This is a genomic window from Deltaproteobacteria bacterium, from assembly GCA_020848745.1.
Taxonomy (GTDB): domain Bacteria; phylum Desulfobacterota; class Binatia; order UTPRO1; family UTPRO1; genus UTPRO1.
Map to the genome: position 1 here is coordinate 38,132 of JADLHM010000134.1, position 20,107 is coordinate 58,238.

Sequence of the window (20,107 nt, forward strand, 5' to 3'; positions counted from 1 at the left end):
GTGGCTCCTTTGTGAGGCCCTCGTTAAGCATCCTTCGCATCCTTGGCAACGTTCTCGCCGCGCTCGGGCCCGCCGCCGTCGGCGGCGCGGGCGGGGCCCTTGCCGACCGTGACGAGCGCGGGCCGCAGCAAGCGATCGTGCAGGACGTAACCGCGCAGATGCTCGTCGATGACGGTGTTCGGCGGGTGCTCGCTCTCGACGTGGCTGATCGCCTCGTGGAGGTTCGGATCGAATGTCGCGCCGCGGGCCGACACCACCTTCACCCCGTGGCGCTCGAAGACCTCGTCGAAGCCGCGCAACACCATCTGGACGCCGGCGACGATCGGATCGTCGCTCCCGGCGTGCGCGAGCGCGCGATGCAGGTTGTCGATCACGGGCAGCAGGTCTCGGAGGAGGTGCTCGGAGCCGAAACGCAGCGCGTCCTGCTTTTCGCGCGCCGCGCGGCGCTTGAAGTTCTCGAGATCGGCCTGCGTCCGCAGCCAGCGATCCTTGACCTCGCAGAGCTCGGCTCGGAGCTGGAGGCGCTCCTGCTCCTCGAGGGTCGCCTCACGGGTGCCCTCCCCGGATTCCGCCGGATCATCGTCGGCGCCGCTGCCGTTCGACGTCTCGGCGCTCTTCGGGCGCGTCGCGTCCTCGTCCGACATCCGTCTACAGCCCCCTTCTGATTGGATTCGTTGCGGAAATCCTGAAGACCCGCGCGAACCTAAGGCCGATTCGCGCGCTGTCAACCAACCGAGCGCGAGATTTGCGAGTCGCGATGGCGACCGCTACTACAGGAAGCGGTGCCCGCCTCGATCATCCCGCCCGAGGAGATCGTGACCCCGGCGGTCGTCGTCCGCACCCGCGCCTTCGGCGAGTCCGACAAGATCGTGACCTTCCTCACCCGCGATCGAGGCAAGATCGCCGGGATCGCCAAGGGAGCCCGGCGCTCGAAGCGACGCTTCGTGAACGTGCTCGAGCCCTTCACCCACGTCGACGTCACCCTCCGCCTCCGACCGCACCGCGACCTGGCGTTCGTGAGCGCGTGCGTGCTGCGCGACGCGCCGATCGCCCTCGCGCGCGACCTCGTGAAGTTCGCCTATGGGAGCTACGTGCTCGAGCTCGCCGACCGCATGGTCCGCGAGCACGAAGCCGGTCCCGAGACCTACGAGCTCGTCCGCGACGTGATCGCCCTCCTCGAGCAGGGCGATGCGGAGCCCGGCGTGCTGCGCGCCTTCGAGCTGCATCTCCTGCGGCTCACCGGCTACGAGCCCGAGCTCGACCGTTGCCGCCGCTGCGGCACGCCGGCCGGGTCGGAGACGATGATGTACGTACACCCGGCGCGCGGCGGCGTGCTCTGCGTCCGCTGCCGCGGCGAGGGACGCGCGTACCAGGCGTCGCCGCCGGTACTGGAGCGCCTGATCGCGTTTCAGCGCACCGCGTTCAGCGACCGCGCCGGGGAGCACTTCCGGCTCGCCCCGGGCATGGCAGCCGAGGCCCGGGCTCTCGTCCGCTGTTTCTTCGCAGCGAACCTCACCGCCCCGCTCGCGTCCGAGAAGCTCCTCGAATCCCTCTGACACACGGCGGCCGCGCACGCGGCGGCCGCGCACGCTTGACGACGGAGGGCGCGCCGAGCTAACGACCGCCATCCGCTCCCCCACCGGAGGTGCCGTATGCGGCGCTCATCATCGACGCCCTGGAAGCTCTGCACCCGCGTCGCCGCGACTGCCGTCGCGGTCACCTGCGCCGCCATCCTTCACGGCGCCGGCTCCTGGGAGGCCGCCAGAGCCCAGAGCGGTCCAGGGCTCGATCACTTCACCTGCTACCAGGCGAAGCCGTCGAAGGGGTTCCCGAACTTCGCACCGCTCGGGGGCTTGCCGCTCGTCGACGGGCTCGGCGGCGCGCTCGTCGACGTCAAGAAGCCGCGCGCGCTCTGCAACCCCAGCAACGTGAACGGCCAGGATCCGAGCGCCCCCACCCACGACGAGCACCTCGCGAGCTACCAGATCAAGCGCTCCGCAGGGCAGCCGAAGTTCGCCAGGCTCAGGAATCAGACCGTGGTGGACGCGTTCGGCACGCTGACCCTCGACGTCAAGAAGCCGGTGCGTCTCATGGTCCCGAGCGCGAAAATGGTCCTCGCGCCACCCCCGCCGCTGGCGGCGCCGGTTACCGATCACTTCACGTGCTACGCGGTGAGCATCAGCCGCGGCGCGCCGAAGTTCACGCCGATCCAGAACATCCAGGCGATCGACCAGTTCGGAAACCTCACCGTGGGCGCGAAGAAGCCGACGGCGCTCTGTCTCGCAACCGACAAGAACGGCGAGGAACCGGGCGCCGAGACCCACCCCGACCACCTCATGTGCTACCAGATCAGGCGCGGCTCTTCCTTCACGCCGGTCCTCCAAACCTACGTCGACAACCAGTTCGGCCTCGAGACACTCGACGTGACGAAGCCGGCCGAGCTCTGCGTGCCCGCGCTCCTGAACCCGGTCCCGACGCCGACGCCGACGCCGAGCGCGACGCCCGATCCGACCAGCACCGCGACCGCGACGACGACCCCGACGGCGACGTTCACCGCCACGCCAACCGCGACCGCGACCCCGACCGCAACGTCCACCGCCACGCCGACCGTAACCGCGACCCCGACCGGCACGACCCCGACCCCGACGCTGAGCGCGACCCCGACGCCGACGCTGAGCGCGACCCCGACGCCGACCGTCACCGCGACCGCAACCGCGACGCCGACCGCGACGGAAACGCCGACGCCCACCGCGACCGCGACGGCGACGGCGACGGCGACGATCACGGCGACCCCGACCGCCACCCTCACGCCGACTCCCACGCCCACGCCGCTCAGCCGCACGTGCACGATCGGCGGTCCATCGAGCCTCGTCGGACTGCAGTTCAAGGGCGTCCCGCTCTTCGGCAACCTGCGCCTCACCGGCGCCCTGACCGGCTCGCAGACGATGCAGCTCCAGTCGGCGGACGGCAACGGCGTCCGCCAGATCACCGTCCCGGCGAGTTCCATCGTGTTCAACCCGATCGTGATCACTCCGCCGATCGGGTCCCCGATCCGCCTCTGCGTCTCGCCGACCGGGCCCGACGGCGCGGGCACGATCGACTGCGACGGCGGCGAGCCGAACGTCAACATCACGGCGCGGCAAGACCACAACACGAACAACGCGCCCGGCGGCAACGGCGGTCTGCCGCAGGATCCCGAGTGCGACGACACGCGCACGGCCCCGGACGGCAGCGTGTCCGCGGCGTGCCTGGAGTCCTCGGTCACCGGCTGCAACAGCAGCGATCCGCACATGGGCGTCTGCAACAGCCCGGTCGAGCACATCGAGAGCGGCACCTTCGCGAGCGGCAGCTTGCGGGTGGTCGAGTACCTGCGTCTGCGCCAGGTGAGCAACGTCGGCGGGGACGGCGTGCAGTGCACCGGCGACGACACCTACGCCGCGACGACCGACCTCACCGTCTTCCTCACGACCGGCGCGGCGCGCGGCACGATTTACGACGCCAAGAACTCCGCCAACAGCCTCCTCGACCACCAAGCAACCGGGTGCACGAACTGCACGACGCAAGTCACCGGAGCCCCGCGCGCCTGCAGCGCGATCGACGGTCCGAGCGGCAGCCTGACAGGTTTGAAGATCGGTGCCGGCTTCCCCGCCCTCGACCTCGATGCGACCGCCGGCGACGGCGCGGTGACCATCGAGGTGACCTGCCAGTAAGCACGACCGGCGGCGAGTTCGAGGGCGCGGCTCGTCCGTCAAATTGACCCTCCATGGGTGGGGTGATATCGACCCCCCTCTTGGAAACCCCCACCGATAGCGGCTCCGGCGGCCGGCGCGCCGTCACGATGGAGAAGATCGCGAGCCTCTGCAAACGCCGCGGCTTCGTCTTCCAATCGAGCGAGATCTACGGAGGTCTCGGCAGCTGCTGGGACTACGGTCCGCTCGGCGTCGAGCTGAAGCGCAACATCACCGAGGCCTGGTGGCGCGACATGATCACGTCGCGCGAGGACATGGTCGGCCTCGACGCGGCGATCCTGATGCACCCGCGCGTCTGGGAGGCGTCGGGGCACCTCGCCGGCTTCACCGACCCGCTCGTCGACTGCAAGAAGTGCAAGCAGCGCTTCCGCGCCGATCAGCTCTCCACGGAGCAGTGCCCCGAGTGCGGCGGCGAGCTCACCGAGGCCCGCAACTTCAACCTCATGTTCAAGACCTTCATGGGTCCGGTCGAGGACACGGCGAGCGTCGTCTACATGCGCCCCGAGACCGCGCAGGGCATCTTCGTCAACTTCCAGAACGTGCTGAACGCCTCGCGCCAGAAGATCCCATTCGGCATCGGCCAGATCGGCAAGTCCTTCCGGAACGAGATCACGCCCGGCAACTTCCTCTTCCGGACCCGCGAGTTCGAGCAGATGGAGATCGAGTTCTTCGTCAAGCCGGGCGAGGACGAGAAGTGGCACCAATACTGGAAACAGACGCGATTCGATTGGTACCTGAAGTACGGCATCGATCCGGCGCGGCTGCGCCTCCGGGAGCACGGCGCGGACGAGCTCGCGCACTACGCCAAGGGATGCGCGGACGTCGAGTACGAGTTCCCCTTCGGCTGGTCCGAGCTCGAGGGCATCGCGAACCGCAGCGACTTCGACCTGAAGCAGCACGCGGAGTTCAGCGGCAAGGACCTCTCGTTCTTCGACGAGGAGAGCCGCGAGCGCTTCGTCCCCTGCGTGATCGAGCCGTCGGCGGGGGTCGGTCGGCCGCTCCTCGCCTTCCTCGTCGACGCGTACGACGAGGAAGTCGTGCAAGACGAGACCCGCGTCGTCTTGCGTCTCGACCCGCGCCTCGCGCCCGTCAAAGCCGCCGTCTTCCCGCTCATGCGCAAGGAAGGCCAGCCCGAGAAGGCGCTCGCCATCCGCGACCTGCTGAAGCAGCACTTCGCCGTCACCTACGACCAGGCCGGCGCGATCGGCCGGCGCTACCGGCGGCAAGACGAGATCGGCACGCCGTTCGGCATCACCGTCGACCACGAGACCATGCAGAACGACACGGTGACGGTGCGCGAACGCGATTCCATGCAGCAAGTGCGCATGCCCGTCGATCGCCTGGTCGACGAGCTGCGCGCGCGCGTGGCCGCCGGTCGCGCGGGCGTCGTAGCCACAACGCTCTGAAACGAGCACACGAACGCGCGTGCCGCATGCCCCGACGCGCGGCGCGCCCCAGATCGAAACGGAGTTCCTCGACATGGCCAAGAGTTCCCGCGGCAAGAGCAAGACGAAGAGCACGAAGCGGCCCGCGAAGAAGGTCGTCGCGAAGCGCGCGGCCGTGAAGACGCGCGCCGGGGCGAGGTCGAAGGCCGGGAAGGCCGCGAGTGCCGGGCGCGGAAAGAAATACGTCTACGCGTTCGGGGGCGGCCGCGCCGACGGCAAGGCCGAGATGAAGAACCTCCTCGGCGGCAAGGGCGCGAACCTCGCCGAGATGGCGGGCATGGGTCTGCCGGTGCCCCCGGGCTTCACGATCTCGACCGACGTCTGCGCCTACTACTACGACAACCGCCGCGCCTACCCGGCGGAGTTGAAGAAGCAGGTCGCGGAGCACCTCGCGCGTGTCGAGAGTCTGGTCGGCCGGAAGTTCGGCGATGCAACCAAGCCGCTCCTGGTTTCGGTGCGCTCGGGCGCGCGCGCGTCGATGCCGGGCATGATGGACACGGTGCTCAACCTCGGCCTCAACGACGAAACCGTCCGGGGCCTGATCACGGGTTCGAACAACGAGCGCTTCGCCTGGGACTCGTACCGCCGCTTCGTGCAGATGTACGGCGACGTCGTCCTCGGACTCAAGCCCGAGGACAAGCTCGAAGCCGATCCCTTCGAGGTCGTGCTCGAGCACAAGAAGCACGCGCGCGGCGTGAAGCTGGACACCGAGCTCACCGCCGACGACCTCCGCGAGCTCGTCCACGAGTTCAAGGCACTCATCAAGCGCAAGCTCGGCGTCGACTTCCCGAGCGACCCGCACGCCCAGCTGTGGGGCGCGATCGGCGCCGTGTTCGGCTCGTGGCAGAACGCCCGCGCCATCACCTACCGGAAGCTCTACGGCATCCCCGACGAATGGGGCACGGCCGTGAACGTCCAGGCGATGGTGTTCGGCAACCTCGGCGACGACTGCGCGACCGGCGTCGGCTTCTCGCGCGACCCCGCGACCGGCGAGCGCCAGTTCTACGGCGACTTCCTGGTGAACGCGCAGGGCGAGGACGTCGTGGCCGGCATCCGGACCCCGCAGCCGCTCAGCAGGAAGGCCGCGATCGACGACGCGCGGGCGCAGGGCATCGCCGAGGGCGACCGCTTGCCGTCGCTCGAGGAGGTCATGCCCGGCCTCTACAAGCAGCTCACGCAGATCGCCGCGCGGCTCGAAAAGCACTACCGGGACATGCAGGACATCGAGTTCACGATCGAGGGCGGCAAGCTCTACATGCTGCAGACGCGGAACGGAAAGCGCACCGCGCACGCCGCGATCAAGATCGCGGTCGACATGGTGAAGGAGAAGCTGATCGACCGCGACACCGCGCTCATGCGCGTCGAGGCGGGCTCGATCGACCAGCTCCTGCACCCCGGCCTCGATCCCCGGGCGGAGAAGCGGCTCATCGCCAAGGGCGTCGCCGCCTCCCCGGGCGCCGCCGCCGGCGAGGTCGTCTTCAGCGCCGACGACGCCGAGGCCGCGGCCGGCGAAGGCAAGACGGTGATCCTGGTGCGCGTCGAGACGTCGCCCGAGGACATCCACGGCATGAACGTCGCCGAGGGCATCCTGACCGCGCGCGGCGGCAAGGCGTCGCATGCGGCGGTCGTCGCGCGCGGCATGGGCAAGACCTGCGTCGCTGGCTGCAGCGACCTCGAGATCCACTACGAGGGCGAGTACTTCCTCGCCAGGGACGGCGTGCGCGTCGGCCGCGGCGATTGGATCACCCTCGACGGCTCGACCGGCGAGGTCTTCCTCGGGAAGGTCGCGACCGTGCGCCCCGAGGGCGAGACCGGCGACTTCGCGACCCTCATGGGCTGGGCCGACAAGACCCGGACGCTCAAGGTGCGCACCAACGCCGACACGCCGAAGGACGCGAAGGTCGCCCGCCAGTTCGGCGCCGAAGGCATCGGCCTCTGCCGTACCGAGCACATGTTCTTCGACGCCGAGCGCATCGACGTGGTGCGCGAGATGATCCTCGCGACCGACCTCGCCGGCCGCGAGCGCGCGCTCCAGAAGCTCCTGCCGATACAACGCGGCGACTTCGAGGCGATCTTCCGCGAGATGCACGGGCTCCCGGTGACGATCCGGCTGCTCGACCCGCCGCTCCACGAGTTCCTGCCGCAGACCGATGCCGACACCGACGAGCTCGCCGCCAAGATCGGCGTCGACCCGGCCAAGATGCGGGCGCGCCGCGAGCAGCTGCACGAGATCAACCCGATGCTCGGCATGCGCGGGTGCCGGCTTGGCATCGTGTATCCCGAGATCTACCTCATGCAGGTGCGCGCCATCATGGAGGCGGCCTGCACGGTCGCCCGCGACGGCGTCAAGGTGGTCCCGGAGATCATGATCCCGCTCATCGGCCATGTGAACGAGCTCGCCCGGCTCCGCAGGGAGGCAAATGATCTCTGCCAGGCGGTCATCAAAACGGCCGGCCAGAAGGTCGCGTACACGATCGGCACCATGATCGAGGTGCCGCGCGCCGCGCTCACCGCCGACGAGGTCGCCCGCGAGGCCGAGTTCTTCTCGTTCGGCACCAACGACCTGACCCAGATGGGCTTCGGCCTCTCGCGCGACGACGCCGCCATGTTCCTCCCGCAGTACGTCGACAGCGGCATCCTCCCGGTCGACCCGTTCGCGAGCCTCGACCAGACCGGCATCGGTCAGCTGATGGAGATCGCCGTCCGCAAGGGCCGGAGCGTCCGCGCCAACTTGAAGATCGGGATCTGCGGCGAGCACGGCGGCGACCCGAGCTCGGTCGACTTCTGCCACCGCACCGGGCTCGACTACGTCTCGTGCTCGCCCTATCGCGTGCCGGTCGCGCGCCTCGCGGCCGCGCAGGCGGCGCTCGCGAGCAAGAAGAAGAAATGAGCGGAGCGGGTCGACGGGGCTCGACGGCGGGCGTGCGTGGCACGACGCGCGTTTACGGCATCCTCGGCGACCCGGTCGCGCACAGCCTCTCGCCGGCCATGCAGAACGCGGCCTTCGCCGCCGCCGCCATCGACGGCGTCTACGTCCCCTTCCCGGTTGCGCGCGACGACCTGGCGGCCACCGTGGGTGGCCTCTTCGCCGCCGGCGTCGCGGGGCTGAACGTGACGGTCCCGCACAAGGAGGCCGCCGCCCGCCTCTGCGTCGCCCTTCGTCCGCGTGCGCGCGCCTGCGGCGCCGCCAACACGCTGATCCGTACGGCGCGCGGTTGGGTCGGCGACAACACCGACGGCGCGGGACTCCTGGCGTCGCTCGCCGAGCGCCGCTTCGACCCGCGCGGCAAGAACGTGCTCCTGATCGGCGCCGGAGGCTCGGCGCGGAGCGTCGCGCACGCGCTCACGCGCGCCGGGACCCGCCTCCTGATCGTCGCCAATCGCACACCGCAGCGCGCCGCCGACCTGGTCGCGACGCTCCGCCGGCGCGATGCCTACGCCGCCGACCTCCGCGTGCTCGCGAACCCGGAGGTGCTCGGCCGTCTGGATCTCCTCGTCGACTGCACGTCGCTAGGCCTCGGCTCCGGCGCGCCGCCGGCGATCCGCTTCGCCGACACCCGCCGCGACGTGCTGTGCTGCGACCTCACGTACGGGAAGACGTCGCGCTTCCTCGCCGCAGCCCGCCACGCCGGTCGGCGCGCCGTCGACGGCAGCGGCATGCTGCTGCACCAGGGGGCCCTCGCCTTCACCCTCTGGACCGGAAGGCCGGCGCCGGTCGGCATGATGCGGCGGGCGCTCCGCCGCGCGTCGCGTCGGTAGCTCCACGGGACCCGGCCTTCTTTCGCGGCCGTGCGACGACTCCGTCCCAAAGATTCTCGACGCTGCGCAGCACGCCGCGAACATGCTCGGCAATCTCCCGGCATGCTTCTTGTTGCAGTGTGTCGTCCAGGAGGGATCGATCATGACAACCCACAAGAAGACGCTGATCGGTCGCGTCCAAGAACAGGTCGAGAAGAGCGCCACAGCCGCCGAGGAGATCCACAAGGCGATCGCCGACCTTCCGCTGAAGATGCTCGAAGGGAGCCGGATGCTGCGGAAACCGGCCAAGCGGATGAGACGGGCGCAGGATCGCGCCATCGGCGCGCTGTACGAAATGATCCGCAAGGTGACGCACACGGTCGGGGAGTTCGCTTCGGAGCGGTTGGCAGCGACCAGGCGGGCGGCGGCGCACGCGGAGCGGGTCGTCAAGTCGGACCACGCGCACGCCGCCTGAGTGCTCCGGAGCCCTACAACGCCGCTCGCCGCCGGCGCGATCGCGCCGAGCGGACGAGCGGCGTCGAGTCTCAGCGCACGGCGCGTGCGCTGTCGCCGGGCGCGATCCCCAACCCGCTATTCGGACTCTTGCGGTCACCCCGGGGTTACATGTAACCAGGAATCGTATGCCCACGACATCGAGACGCCCTTCGCGAACATCGAAGTCCGCCACTTCGCGCGACAAGGTGCAAGCGCACCGCAGACGTCTGCGGGCGCAGGGTCTTCGACCCATCCAGATTTGGGTACCTGACGTGCGGTCGCCCAAGTTCGCCGCCCAAGCATCGCGCCAGTCACGCCTCGTCGCCGCCAGTTCGCACGCAGCCCAGGATCAAGCCTTCATCGATGCCGTATCGACCGGATCCAACGAGTGAACCGCGGAGAGATCTGGACTGCCGCCGGTGGCATGGATTACGCCGGAAAGCCGCGTCCCGTCGTCGTCGTCCAAGACGATCGATTCGGCGGAACCAACTCCATCACAATCTGCGCCTTCACGAGTGATCCGACCGACGCCCCCCTGTTTCGTATTGCCGTCGAGCCGAGCGAAACCAACGGCCTGAAGGCACCGTCGCGGCTCATGGTGGACAAGATCACCACGATGTCGAAGCACAAGCTCGCGACACGGGTCGGCAGGCTTGCAGACGACGACGTGCTCCGACTGAATCGTGCGGTGATGATCTTTCTCGGTCTCGCCGGCTGAGACGACTCTCGTCTAGCTAGATGCCGGCTCGCTTCTTGGCAGACAAGAGCGCCCTGGCGCGGCTACCGCATACCGGCGTCGACTAGCGCCTGTCGCCGCTGCTCCTCGCGGGGGATGTCGCCGGCTACGGCATCATCGAGCTCGAGCTGCTGTTCAGCGCGCGCAGCCATCGCGACTTCGTCCAGATCCAGACCGATCGGCACGCACTCCCGGTCGTCCACATGGAGCAGGCGGACTTCGACCGAGCCATCGGGATGATGGAACGGCTCGCGCGCCAGGGCAAGCATCGCGCCGCGAGCATCCCGGATCTGCTGACCGCTGCCGTAGCCGAGCGCGCCGGTCTCGTCGTGCTCCACCGTGATCGCGACTTCGACGTCATTGCTTCGGTGACGAAGCAACCCGTCGAGGGGATCGTGCCAGCCGGCACGGTACCCTGACCAGTTGATAGGGATCTTCAACCGATCTTAGCCGATCATCGAAGCGGATTGTCGCCCGTAGCACGCCGTGCTACGGTCTTTCCATGGCGACAGCAATCACCCAGCGAGAGCTTCGCAATGACAGCGGAAACATCATGCGCCGCCTCGACCAGGGTGAAACTTTCATCGTGACCCGCAACGGCACGCCTGTGGGAGAACTCACCCCGCACCGGCGTCATCGCTTCGTCGCGGCGGACGCCGTGGTCGCGATGTTCCGCAATGCTCCCGGCATCGATGTCGCCCGTTTCCGCGCGGATCTCGACGCCGTCGTTACACAGGGCATCGATCCTCGTGGCTGAGACTCGCCGCGCTCGCGGAATTCTCGACACCTCGGTCGTCATCGATCTGGAGCGCCTCGACCCGGAACAGTTGCCGCTCGAGATCGCCATCAGTGCGATCACCATGGCCGAACTTGCCGCAGGCCCCCATGCCACAGCGGACCCCGAAGAGAGATCGCGCCGTCAGGACCGGCTTCAGCGTGCGGAGGCGGTGTTCGATCCGCTGCCGTTCGACTCCGAGGCATCACGCGCCTACGGGCGCGTCTATTCGGCCGTCGTCGCCGCCGGACGCAAGGCGCGTGTCGCAAGAGCGCTCGATCTCCTGATTGCCGCCACGGCGTGTTCGGCGGGACTGCCGCTCTACACCCGCAATCCGGAGGACTTTCAGGCGCTGGCCGACCTCGTCGAAGTCATCCGCGTCTAAACCGCGGACGGACTGTGCTGGATCGAAGGGTCATGCTGGGTGCACCTGCCGTGCCTTCCACGCCAGCACTCTCGTCACGAGGGCATTGAGATAGCCGCGGTCCTTCCGTGTGAGTTTGGCACGCAGCGCGTTGGCGTCGCCGGTCTTCAGGAACTCCTCGACAGCACTCAATTCGGCGGCTGAAGGCTGGATGGTCACGCGCGCTTGTTTGCCGGGGAGCGTCGTGTGGATCGCCGTGAACTCGTCTGCTGTCCGTCCCATCTGCTCCAGTACGGCGTGGACCTTTGGCAGGCCCAGAAGCTTGGGGCGCTTGCGGGGTAGTGGCGGCTCGGATCGTCCGATCCTTGCCAAGTAGCCCGCGACCCTCGTGACGAGACCATTGACGGCAGTTCGGTTCGTCGTGCCGATCCGCTTCATCAGCACGCCCACGTTGCCGTCCTCGACGAATTGCTTCACCGCGTCGATCTCGTTCGGAGTGAAGCCGCACTGCTTCCGCAGCTCGCGTACGACGGCGCCGTTGCAACCAAGCAGGGTCTTCTCTGCCACGCCGACTCGTAGAGCATCGGCCGCGAGCTGAGGCCAGAGCCCGTCAGGGTGAATCACATCCGAACCGGTTGAGACGCCCTGCGTTGAGCGTCTCGAGGTCGTGACTGCCTCGCGCCTCTATGGCGTGCCGACCGCGGGCATGAGCAGCTCGCTGAAGCGCCCGAAGTCTTTGCGGTCGAAGGTGTAGACCCGCCGGATATCGTGGGCCAGCATGACGACGATGAGAGAAGGAGCGCGCGACAAGTCCCCGTTGCCGCAGCGCTCGTGAACTGTGCGTGAGCCGCGCGAACCGCACGTGAGCTGCGACGGACGGCGCGGTCTCGGCTACGAATCCGGCAGCAACGGAGCTGCCGGATGGTGGTCGAGAATCCCCCAACGATCGACGCCGAACTGAGCGCGGACTTCCTCCACGAGGTGTCCGACATCGGACGCTTGCGGGTGGGATGGTCGCATACGCGGGCGGCTCGTGGCGCGCCGGGGGTCGATCGGGTGACCGTGGCCCGGATCATCTCCCAGGCGGAGCAGGTGCTCGCGAGCCTCCAGCGACAGCTCCGCAGCGGGCGCTATCGGCCGCCGCCGCTCCGGCGCACGTTCATGCCCAAGGCCGACGGCACCTTCAGGGTGGTCGGCATCCCGACCGTCACCGATCGGATCGTGCAGGGTGCCGCGACGCTGGCGCTGCACGATCGCCTCGGGCCGAAGTTCTCCGATGCGAGCTTCGCCTATCGCCCACTGCTCGGCCCGAAGCGAGCGGCCGAGCAGCTCGCGACGTTGTTGCGACCGGGATCCTGGGCCGTCATCGCCGACGTCGAACGCTTCTTCGACGCCGTCGATCACGGGCGTCTCCTCGCGCTCGTGTCGGAGGCGGGGGTCGACGCGGCGGGCGTGAAACTGATCGAGGCCTGGTTGCGGGCGCCGGTCGAGGATGGGCAGTTTCGTCTGCAGCCCGTGAAGGGTCTGCCCCAGGGCGGGCCGATCTCGCCGATCCTGACCAATCTCTATCTCACCGGATTCGATCGCGCGCTCGAGCAGCGTGGGGACCCGCACGTGCGGTTCGCCGACGACTTCGTGATCGTCGCGCGCTCCGGGGAGCATGCGCGGGAGATCCTGACGTTCATCACCGATTGGCTCCGCCGCGAGCGCATGCTGGCGATCAAGGCAGCCAAGACCCTGTTTACTCCGGTCGAGCAGGGCTTCGTCTTCGTCGGGTTGCTCTTCACTGCGACGACGCGGACGTTGCCGGCGGAGAAGGCCGAGGGCTTCAAGACCCGGGTCGCGACCCTACTCACCGACCCGCCGACGCTCGAGGTTGCCGAGGTCGTGCGGCGGCACAACGATCTGGTGCGTGGTTGGCGCAACTACTACGGGGCGGTGACGCCGGAGCTGGACGCTCAGCTGCACGCATTGGAGCGCTGGCGGCATGCGCGCGCCACGGCGTTCTGGAAGGCGCGGAACGTCGACGAGCGGCTCGGCAGGGCCGCGCTCGAGTCGTTGAGCGTCGATCCCGAGCGGACGGCCGAGCCCATAGTCGAGTACGCGCGGTGGCCGGAGGCGCCCGACCCGCCACATGCGATCCCCGGCGACGATCCCGATCCGTGGCAGCTCGTGCACTGGCCCCGGGGGGCGCGACCGGCACGTGTCTTCTCGACGAGGTCGGCGCTCCGGAACCATGCGATCGGCGAGCGGCAACGGCCGCTCCTGACCGCGGATCGCGTGCTGCACGTGCCGACCCACGGCTCGTACCTCACGCGGCGGAAGGGCGTGCTCGTCGTCCGGCGGAAGAAGCAGCCGGTCTTCGAATGCGCGCGCCGCGAGGTCGGCCTCGTCACGGTCAGCGGTCAGGGCGTGGCGCTCTCCAGTACCGCGCTTCTCGAGCTCGCGCAGCGCCGTGTCAGTGTCATCCTGACGTCCGCCGGGGGTGCACCGGTGGCGCGCGTGGTGCCCGTGCGGTCGGAGCGGCGCGTCCGGTTGCTGGAGGCGCAGCTTCACGCCCGGAGCGACGTGCGTGGGGCGACCCTGGCGCGCGCGATCGTCGCCGCCAAGATCCGGAATCAGCGCGCGCTGCTGCTCTACCACGCCAAGTACCGCCGGCGGCCAGCCGCCGTCATCCGCGAGCTGGAGCGCGCGGCGGCGGCGATCGGCGAGTGCGTCGTCGCGGTCCATGGTCTGCTCGGGGCGACGCTCGCCGATACGCGGCGCCCGCTCTTCCTGATCGAAGCCCGGGCGGCGGGTCACTACTGGCGCGCGATCGACCGGCTGGTGCCTCCGGACTGGGAGTTTCCGGGTCGGCGTGGACGGGGAGCCCACGATCCAATGAATGCGCTCCTGAACTACGGCTACGCGCTGCTCGCCAATCGGGTGTGGTGGGCGATCGAGCGCCAGGGGCTGCATCCGTATCTCGGGTTCCTTCATACCAGTCGCCGCGCGCGTCCTGGTCTGGTGTTCGACCTGATGGAGGAGTTCCGGCAGCCGCTGGTCGATCGCGCGATCCTCGGTTTGATCGGGCGCGGGAGCCGCGTGGTGATGCGGCAACACGGCCGCCTCGCGATGCGAACTCTCCGCCGCGTCGACCGTGCCATCGAGCGCGGGCTCGAACGGCGGCTGCGACGCCGAGCCGGGAACACGTTGGCCGGCGAGATCGTCGGGAGCGCCCGCGCGATCCGCCGAACGCTGATGGAGGGTGGCTCCTATCGTGGCCACCGGATGGCATGGTGACGCGCCTCATCATCTACGACGTTGCCGACGCCAAGCTGCGGGCGTGGTGCGAGGCGCTGCTCGAATCCCGCGGCGCCGTCCGCGTGTTTCGGAACGTGATGAGGTTGAGTTGCTCGCCCGAGGTCTGGGCGGGCGCACGGAGGATGATGCGGCGGCGGCTCGCGTCGTACCCACACCGCGTGCTGGCCGTCGAGACGACGCCGCGTCAGCTCGCGCAAACCTGCTGGCTCATCGGACCAGTACGAACGGAGGAGGCCGAAGATGCTCTTACACGTCATTGCGGCGTATTCCGCCGACATTCCCGAGTTGCAGGGGAGGCAAGGGGTCATCGTCCGCCGCGCCCGTGACGGCATCGTCACCGCGGTCGAGTGCGCGATCGTGACCGAACAGGGTCGGTCGTTCGCGCGGCCAAAGCAGGTCGTACCCGAGGGGCTGCCAGCCCCCGCGTTTACCCTACGGTTCGCGGTGTTCCGCCGTGAGATTGCCACGCACGGTGTCGGGATCGTCGTCCAACCCGACGATCGCAAGACCAACCTCGATCCTGAGCAGCGGCTGATGGCGCCGCGCTATGCCGGCGACCAGCGCATCTACTACGAGTTCCAGCGCGGCGAGGTGATGTTCGTGTCGCCGAAAGGCGACGTCGAGGTCCGATTGGTCGCGGTGGACTCGCAGACCGGGGAGGTCGGTACGCGGACCGTCGCCCATTTCCACACGCGCTACTTCGGGCTGGTTGCTCGCTGTGAGGCCGAGCTGCGTGGCACCGGGCAGCTGTTTCCCCCGCCCTCTCGGACGAGCGCCAAACGCTTTGCCGTGCCCAAAGGCGAGGTCAATCTCCGGTTCGGCCGCGAGCCGCGCGAGCTGCCGGACGACGAGATCGAAGGCGACGGCCGGGCCGAACATTTCGACCCCTCCGGCGAAGCGGCCGCGCCATCGCCGGCATTCGCCGGCGATCCGGACGGCAACTTCAGCGGGCCGTCGTAGATCGACGGCGCCCACATTTCCTGAGCGGACTTCTCCGGGCAGAGTACGATGCTCGTTGAGAAGTTGCTCGACACGGCGCTCGTATTTCTTCCATCTCAAGCGATAGTCCAGCGGGAATCGTCGTGGTGGGACGACGGCGTACATGTCGTCGGGCTCGACCGACACCGTCTTCAAGATCACCGACGACGGTACGGTTTCAGTGTTCATGGACGCGACCGGGGATGGCGCGGGCCACGCTCTCGACCGTCCGGGATCGATCGACGCGGATGTGAACGGCAACGTCTACGTCGCGGGGGTCGTTTCCAACAACGCCTTCAAGATCACGCCGAGCGGGGTGATCACGCAGCTGATCGACCAGACTGGCGACGGCAAGCCGAACCACACGCTGAGCGGGCCACCGGGAATCGCGGTCGACCCGCAGGGCAACGTCTTCGTGACGAGCCTCCACAACCGCGCGTTCAAGATCTCCCCCTGATCGCGCGCCGAGAGCTTCGTCGGCCGAGCGGCGCCCGCCGATCTGCGCATGAGCCCGCGGCCTCGAACGGGCCGCCACTACCGAAATTTTCCGATCGCTATGGCAAACGGCTGTAACGAACGCGAACGTCCAAGTTTGGTGACTATGTAGCCACCCGGTGAGCGAGCAGGCAGCAAAGACGCTCGCGATGCGGACTGTGTGACTCCGGCGATGGCGTTCTCATCACGTGTCGCCGGGCCAGCGCGGCTGCTCAATCAGCCGAAGGCGTATGCCTCGGTACGGGACCGTCCCTACCAGGCGATGATCGAGCTCCTGTCGGCCGAGTCATTGCAGCGACGGCGGCGGCCTGAATGGGAGCTCCGTCGTGACGTATCAGGTTCCGATCGCCTTCAGGTAGGCCGGGAGGTCGAGCGACCAACGCTCCTTGCCGATGACCGTTTCCGTGGTTCGGCTGATGAGCACCTGGCGTCGCGCGCCGATGAGTGCCGCGACTTTGGCGAGCGCCGTCATGTGTGCGGGTGACGGCGCGGAGGTGAGCTTGATCTCGATGAGCTCGCGCATGCCGTCCGCATCGATCACCAGATCGACTTCCAGGCCGTCGTGGGCTCGGAAGAAATGGGCACTGAGCGACTCTCCTCGTGCCTGTCTCGCGGCGAGGATCTGCTCGATGACCCACCCCTCGAAGCTTGCGCCCACCCATGGTTGGCTCGGGAGATCGCCGTCGTTGGCGAATCCCAGGAGCGCGTGCAGCAGGCCGCTGTCTCGCCAATACAGCTTGGGTGCCTTGACCAGCCGCTTCTTGAGATTGGCTTCGAGGGGAGGAAGCAGCCGTACGAGATACGCACCCTCGAGGTGGTCGAGGTACGATCGCACGGTGTGGTACGACAGCCCGAGACTTTGCCCCAGAGCCGAGGCGTTGAGCGTGCCGCCATGCACCGCGGCCGTCATGCGAAACAGACGCTCGGTCAGCGCCGGCTTGGACGGCAGTCCCCAATTCGGGAGGTCACGGCTCGCGAGCAGACGGAGGTAGCTCTCGTGCCAGGCAGGGTAGGTGCTGCGGCCGAGGACGCCGGCGTCGGGATAGCCACCCAGACGCCAGAGGCGGTCTGCCTTGTCCGCCCCGACCTCTCCGAGGTGGAACGGTGTTAATTCCACCAGTGCGAGCCGTCCGGCGAGCGATTCGGAAACCTGGGTCATCAACGCCGGCGAGACGGATCCGAGCAGCAGGAACCGCCCCATCGCCCGTCGCCGCTCATCGATGGCCCCACGCAGGCGCGGGAACACCTCCGGCCATTCCTGGGCCTCGTCCAAGATGACGAGCTTCGAGCCCGAAACCAGCTTGTCCCAGGACAGATCGAGTCGGGTGCGATCGGCGGGACGCTCGAGATCGAAGTAGTGGCCACCGATCGCGCGCGCGAGCGTGGTCTTTCCGGATTGTCGTGCACCCAGGAGGGCAACCGCCGGAAATTCACCGAGACGTCGCCGCACCAATCGCAAGGAGCTTCGTCGGGTCAGTTGCGACATCAGATGAAAATAAGAAATACGTTTCTATTTTGCAATCCCGGAAAAGATTGCGACGCACCTGGCCGCGGAGCACGGGCTCCAGGCGTCGGTCCAAGACCCGGTCATCCGGCACGACTACGTGTACCAGCACAATCAAACCGACCTGGAATTATTCCTGCGCACCCGCGCCGCGCGCATCGGATTCGAGGTCCGTGTGGAGGATTCCACGCTGGTGTTTGCGCCGGCCCCGCCTCTCGGCGGCCCCGTCGAACGGAGCGTGACACTCGTGAACCCCCGGACCTTCGCCGCCGACGTTGATAAGCATCTTTAGCTGCGTGTTCGCCGTGCCTTCGCCACAGGCGAGGCGACATATTATATGCCTCCCTCCACAGCGCCACCCCACCGATCAAGCCCGCCACGTTCGAGACGATCGTCACGTGCGTCGGCAGCTCGAACTCGAGGTGCTTGGCGTTGCCGCCGCCGATGTAGATCCGGCGCGGGTTCCACACCGGGTCGATCTGACGGATGACGCGCGCGACGCGCTTGTTCCACTTGCGCTTGCCGACATCGTCGAGGGCGCGGGCGGAAACGTACGACTCGTAGGTGTCGCCGTTGCGGAAGGGATGGTGCGCGAGCTCGAGGTTCGGGACGTAGCGGCCGTCGAGGTAGAGGGCCAGCCCATGCCGGTGCCGAGAGCGATCACCATCTCGACGCCGCGCCCCTCGATGACGCCGAAGCCCTGCACGCCGGCGTCGTTCAAGGGCGAACGGGCCGCTTCAAGCGGCGGCCGAGCTCGCACACGATCGGTGAGCGCCGTCCCTTCCACGTCGAGGATCATGGCCTTGAGGCCACTGCCGCCGATGTCGATGGCGAGGGTACGCGGCGTCTTCATTGGTTGCGACGTTGACGCACTCGGGCCGCGCGCGTCAACCCGCGAAAGCTTGTTGGTTTCCGGGCTAGCGGACGGCACCCGCCGGCACCGGCGGCGCAGCGAACACGCCGGTCAACGAGAGGTACGCGCTCACCCCGGCGTCGAAGTCGTACGAGCCGAGCACCTCGATCCGTACCGGCCAGCCGGACGGGCGGAAGGTGAGCCGCGTCCCGAAACCCATGAGGCGAGCCGCCGCGTCGCTGATGGCGTGATCCTCGTAGACGGTGAGCGAGAAGCGCCGGCCCGCGAAGAGGTCCGAAACGAGCGTCCGCTGCATGACGACCTCCTGTCCGTCGTCGGCGCGCGCCTGCACCCGCGTGAGGGAAACCAGCGTGCGGCCCTGCGCGCGCGCGACCAGCGCGACCGTCGGGAGCTCGGCGCGCCGGCCGTCCTCGGGCGGGGTCGGGACCAGCGCCACGAGCGGCCGTAGGCCGACGGGGTTCCGCTTGCAGTGCTCGATCAGCCGCGAGAGCGGGTCGGTGCTCGGAGCGGAAGGCCGTTCCTCCTCCAAACCGAGCCCGAGGTCGTCGCGACGCTCGAGCAACCAGCGCTCGGGACCGCGCGCGCCGTCCTCCGCCCGCGCCGCCGTCACGGCGGTGAACAGCAGGAGCACGAGCGCCGGAGCTCGGAGCATGCAGCGGTCCGCCTTCCCGACCACTACGCCCGCGCCTGAACCGTAGGCAAGACAATTCTGCGCGGCGGCCGGGGCTACTCACGGAATCCGACGCGCCTGCCGATATGGCGAGACGAGGCGAGAGGGCGGCGGATGCGCATGCGAGGTCCATGGAGGTCTCGCATGCGTCGCAACCGCTGCTCGTAGCCGTTGAGCCCGGCGCACGGCGCCCATACGACGACCAGCATGCGACCTTCGAACCGACGCTCCACCCCCGTACACGGAGGCTCCGCCGCGTGACGACCATGTCCCGTCTCGGCGAGCTCCTGGTGCGGCGCGGCCAGATCGAAGCCGCCCACCTCGAGCGGGCGATGACCGAGCAGCGGAACCTCGGCGGCGCGCTCGCGAGCCATCTCGTCAAGCTCGGCTTCATCAACGAGGACGCGCTCCTCTCGTATCTCCAGAAGGAATACCGCCTCCCGGTCGTCGATCCGTCGAACCTCGACATCCCGCCCGAGGTGCTCGGCCTCGTGCCGGCGGCGATGGCGCAGAAGCACCACCTCATCCCGGTGAACCTCGTGCGGTCGAACCTCACGATCGCGATGGCCGACCCGTCGAACCTGGTCGCCATCAACGAGGTGAAGTTCCTGACCGGCTACGACGTGAAGATCGCCGTCGCCGGCGCCACCGCGATCCAGCGGGCGCTCGACCGCTACTACGACGCCGCCGCGAACTACGACCAGATGCTGAACGAGCTCGGCGAGAACGGCGACGTCCAGCTGGTCCAGGGAGAGGAAGAGGTCAGTCTCCAGGACCTCGAGCGCGCCACCGAGGAAGCGCCGGTCGTTCGCCTCGTGAACGCCCTCCTCACCGACGCCATCAAGAAGCGCGCCAGCGACGTCCACATCGAGCCGTACGAGAAGATGCTGCGCGTGCGCTTCCGCATGGACGGCGTGCTCTACGAGATCATGCAGCCGCCGGTGAAGCTCAAGAACGCCATCACCTCGCGCGTGAAGGTCA

20 protein-coding genes are annotated in these 20,107 nt (G+C 68.3%); 15 read left to right on the forward strand and 5 right to left on the reverse strand.

Annotation, left to right across the window (positions count from 1 at the left end):
- Positions 1-23: 23 nt before the first annotated feature.
- Positions 24-644 carry a nucleotide exchange factor GrpE gene (gene grpE, locus IT293_19235; protein MCC6766800.1) on the reverse strand — a complete coding sequence of 207 codons (621 nt, stop codon included), beginning with the start codon at positions 642-644 and terminating at the stop codon, positions 24-26.
- 138 nt (positions 645-782) lie between these two features.
- Here grpE and recO point away from each other — a divergent pair, with 138 nt between their 5' ends.
- From recO to IT293_19275, 8 genes are all read left to right on the forward strand, one after another.
- Positions 783-1,556, forward strand: a complete 774-nt coding sequence (gene recO / locus IT293_19240) for a DNA repair protein RecO (protein MCC6766801.1) — start codon at positions 783-785, stop codon at positions 1,554-1,556.
- A gap of 96 nt (positions 1,557-1,652) precedes the next feature.
- Positions 1,653-3,710: a hypothetical protein gene (locus IT293_19245; GenBank protein ID MCC6766802.1), complete on the forward strand. Its 2,058-nt coding sequence runs from the start codon at positions 1,653-1,655 to the stop codon at positions 3,708-3,710.
- Between the two features lie 128 nt (positions 3,711-3,838).
- Positions 3,839-5,155: a glycine--tRNA ligase gene (locus IT293_19250; GenBank protein ID MCC6766803.1), complete on the forward strand. Its 1,317-nt coding sequence runs from the start codon at positions 3,839-3,841 to the stop codon at positions 5,153-5,155.
- Positions 5,156-5,228: 73 nt separating this feature from the next.
- On the forward strand, positions 5,229-8,084 hold the full coding sequence (locus IT293_19255; protein MCC6766804.1) for a pyruvate, phosphate dikinase: 2,856 nt from the start codon (positions 5,229-5,231) through the stop codon (positions 8,082-8,084).
- Positions 8,081-8,953 carry a shikimate dehydrogenase gene (aroE, locus tag IT293_19260; protein ID MCC6766805.1) on the forward strand — a complete coding sequence of 291 codons (873 nt, stop codon included), beginning with the start codon at positions 8,081-8,083 and terminating at the stop codon, positions 8,951-8,953. The genes IT293_19255 and aroE overlap by 4 nt, the downstream gene beginning before the upstream one ends.
- A 142-nt stretch (positions 8,954-9,095) precedes the next feature.
- Positions 9,096-9,407, forward strand: coding sequence for a hypothetical protein (locus IT293_19265; protein ID MCC6766806.1), 312 nt, complete (start codon positions 9,096-9,098; stop codon positions 9,405-9,407).
- Positions 9,408-9,573: 166 nt separating this feature from the next.
- Positions 9,574-9,819 carry an antitoxin MazE family protein gene (locus tag IT293_19270; protein MCC6766807.1) on the forward strand — a complete coding sequence of 82 codons (246 nt, stop codon included), beginning with the start codon at positions 9,574-9,576 and terminating at the stop codon, positions 9,817-9,819.
- Positions 9,816-10,145 carry a type II toxin-antitoxin system PemK/MazF family toxin gene (locus tag IT293_19275; protein ID MCC6766808.1) on the forward strand — a complete coding sequence of 110 codons (330 nt, stop codon included), beginning with the start codon at positions 9,816-9,818 and terminating at the stop codon, positions 10,143-10,145. The genes IT293_19270 and IT293_19275 overlap by 4 nt, the downstream gene beginning before the upstream one ends.
- A gap of 62 nt (positions 10,146-10,207) precedes the next feature.
- Here IT293_19275 and IT293_19280 read toward each other — a convergent pair whose 3' ends face one another.
- Complete coding sequence (locus IT293_19280; GenBank protein MCC6766809.1) at positions 10,208-10,603, reverse strand: hypothetical protein; 396 nt, start codon at positions 10,601-10,603, stop codon at positions 10,208-10,210.
- 62 nt (positions 10,604-10,665) lie between these two features.
- Here IT293_19280 and IT293_19285 point away from each other — a divergent pair, with 62 nt between their 5' ends.
- Both IT293_19285 and IT293_19290 read left to right on the forward strand, forming a co-directional pair.
- Entirely contained in the window at positions 10,666-10,920 is a 255-nt protein-coding gene (locus IT293_19285; protein MCC6766810.1) for a type II toxin-antitoxin system prevent-host-death family antitoxin, read from the forward strand.
- Complete coding sequence (locus IT293_19290; GenBank protein ID MCC6766811.1) at positions 10,856-11,323, forward strand: type II toxin-antitoxin system VapC family toxin; 468 nt, start codon at positions 10,856-10,858, stop codon at positions 11,321-11,323. Before IT293_19285 ends, IT293_19290 begins: the two co-directional genes overlap by 65 nt.
- A gap of 30 nt (positions 11,324-11,353) precedes the next feature.
- Here the strand turns inward: IT293_19290 and IT293_19295 are convergent, their stop codons facing one another.
- Positions 11,354-11,869, reverse strand: a complete 516-nt coding sequence (locus tag IT293_19295) for a hypothetical protein (GenBank protein ID MCC6766812.1) — start codon at positions 11,867-11,869, stop codon at positions 11,354-11,356.
- 354 nt (positions 11,870-12,223) lie between these two features.
- On the opposite strand from IT293_19295, the gene cas1 reads away from it, so the two are divergent.
- The 3 genes from cas1 to IT293_19310 all read left to right on the forward strand — a co-directional run bounded on the left by cas1 (position 12,224) and on the right by IT293_19310 (position 16,040).
- A complete protein-coding gene (gene cas1 / locus IT293_19300; GenBank protein MCC6766813.1) occupies positions 12,224-14,584 on the forward strand; it encodes a CRISPR-associated endonuclease Cas1 in 2,361 nt (786 codons plus the stop codon).
- A gap of 261 nt (positions 14,585-14,845) precedes the next feature.
- On the forward strand, positions 14,846-15,565 hold the full coding sequence (locus IT293_19305; protein MCC6766814.1) for a hypothetical protein: 720 nt from the start codon (positions 14,846-14,848) through the stop codon (positions 15,563-15,565).
- Positions 15,566-15,707: 142 nt separating this feature from the next.
- Complete coding sequence (locus IT293_19310) at positions 15,708-16,040, forward strand: hypothetical protein (protein MCC6766815.1); 333 nt, start codon at positions 15,708-15,710, stop codon at positions 16,038-16,040.
- A 372-nt stretch (positions 16,041-16,412) separates the two neighbouring features.
- Here the strand turns inward: IT293_19310 and IT293_19315 are convergent, their stop codons facing one another.
- A complete protein-coding gene (locus IT293_19315) occupies positions 16,413-17,564 on the reverse strand; it encodes an ATP-binding protein (protein ID MCC6766816.1) in 1,152 nt (383 codons plus the stop codon).
- A 118-nt stretch (positions 17,565-17,682) separates the two neighbouring features.
- Here IT293_19315 and IT293_19320 point away from each other — a divergent pair, with 118 nt between their 5' ends.
- On the forward strand, positions 17,683-17,874 hold the full coding sequence (locus IT293_19320; protein MCC6766817.1) for a hypothetical protein: 192 nt from the start codon (positions 17,683-17,685) through the stop codon (positions 17,872-17,874).
- A gap of 625 nt (positions 17,875-18,499) precedes the next feature.
- On the opposite strand, the gene IT293_19325 is transcribed toward IT293_19320, so the two are convergent.
- The gene (locus IT293_19325; GenBank protein MCC6766818.1) at positions 18,500-19,108 is read right to left on the reverse strand and encodes a hypothetical protein; all 609 of its coding nucleotides are present in this window, start codon (positions 19,106-19,108) and stop codon (positions 18,500-18,502) included.
- Between the two features lie 275 nt (positions 19,109-19,383).
- Here IT293_19325 and IT293_19330 point away from each other — a divergent pair.
- A partial coding sequence (locus IT293_19330; GenBank protein ID MCC6766819.1) for a type II secretion system protein GspE occupies positions 19,384-20,107 on the forward strand: 724 nt, incomplete at its 3' end.

Coding starts and splice junctions, on each gene's coding strand:
- grpE (MCC6766800.1), bottom strand. CDS start 644: ATGTCGGACGAGGACGCGACGCGCCCGAAGAGCGCCGAGACGTCGAAC.
- IT293_19245 (MCC6766802.1), top strand. CDS start 1,653: ATGCGGCGCTCATCATCGACGCCCTGGAAGCTCTGCACCCGCGTCGCC.
- IT293_19250 (MCC6766803.1), top strand. CDS start 3,839: ATGGAGAAGATCGCGAGCCTCTGCAAACGCCGCGGCTTCGTCTTCCAA.
- IT293_19255 (MCC6766804.1), top strand. CDS start 5,229: ATGGCCAAGAGTTCCCGCGGCAAGAGCAAGACGAAGAGCACGAAGCGG.
- aroE (MCC6766805.1), top strand. CDS start 8,081: ATGAGCGGAGCGGGTCGACGGGGCTCGACGGCGGGCGTGCGTGGCACG.
- IT293_19265 (MCC6766806.1), top strand. CDS start 9,096: ATGACAACCCACAAGAAGACGCTGATCGGTCGCGTCCAAGAACAGGTC.
- IT293_19270 (MCC6766807.1), top strand. CDS start 9,574: ATGCCCACGACATCGAGACGCCCTTCGCGAACATCGAAGTCCGCCACT.
- IT293_19285 (MCC6766810.1), top strand. CDS start 10,666: ATGGCGACAGCAATCACCCAGCGAGAGCTTCGCAATGACAGCGGAAAC.
- IT293_19290 (MCC6766811.1), top strand. CDS start 10,856: ATGTCGCCCGTTTCCGCGCGGATCTCGACGCCGTCGTTACACAGGGCA.
- cas1 (MCC6766813.1), top strand. CDS start 12,224: ATGGTGGTCGAGAATCCCCCAACGATCGACGCCGAACTGAGCGCGGAC.
- IT293_19305 (MCC6766814.1), top strand. CDS start 14,846: ATGCTCTTACACGTCATTGCGGCGTATTCCGCCGACATTCCCGAGTTG.
- IT293_19310 (MCC6766815.1), top strand. CDS start 15,708: ATGTCGTCGGGCTCGACCGACACCGTCTTCAAGATCACCGACGACGGT.
- IT293_19315 (MCC6766816.1), bottom strand. CDS start 17,564: ATGTCGCAACTGACCCGACGAAGCTCCTTGCGATTGGTGCGGCGACGT.
- IT293_19325 (MCC6766818.1), bottom strand. CDS start 19,108: ATGCTCCGAGCTCCGGCGCTCGTGCTCCTGCTGTTCACCGCCGTGACG.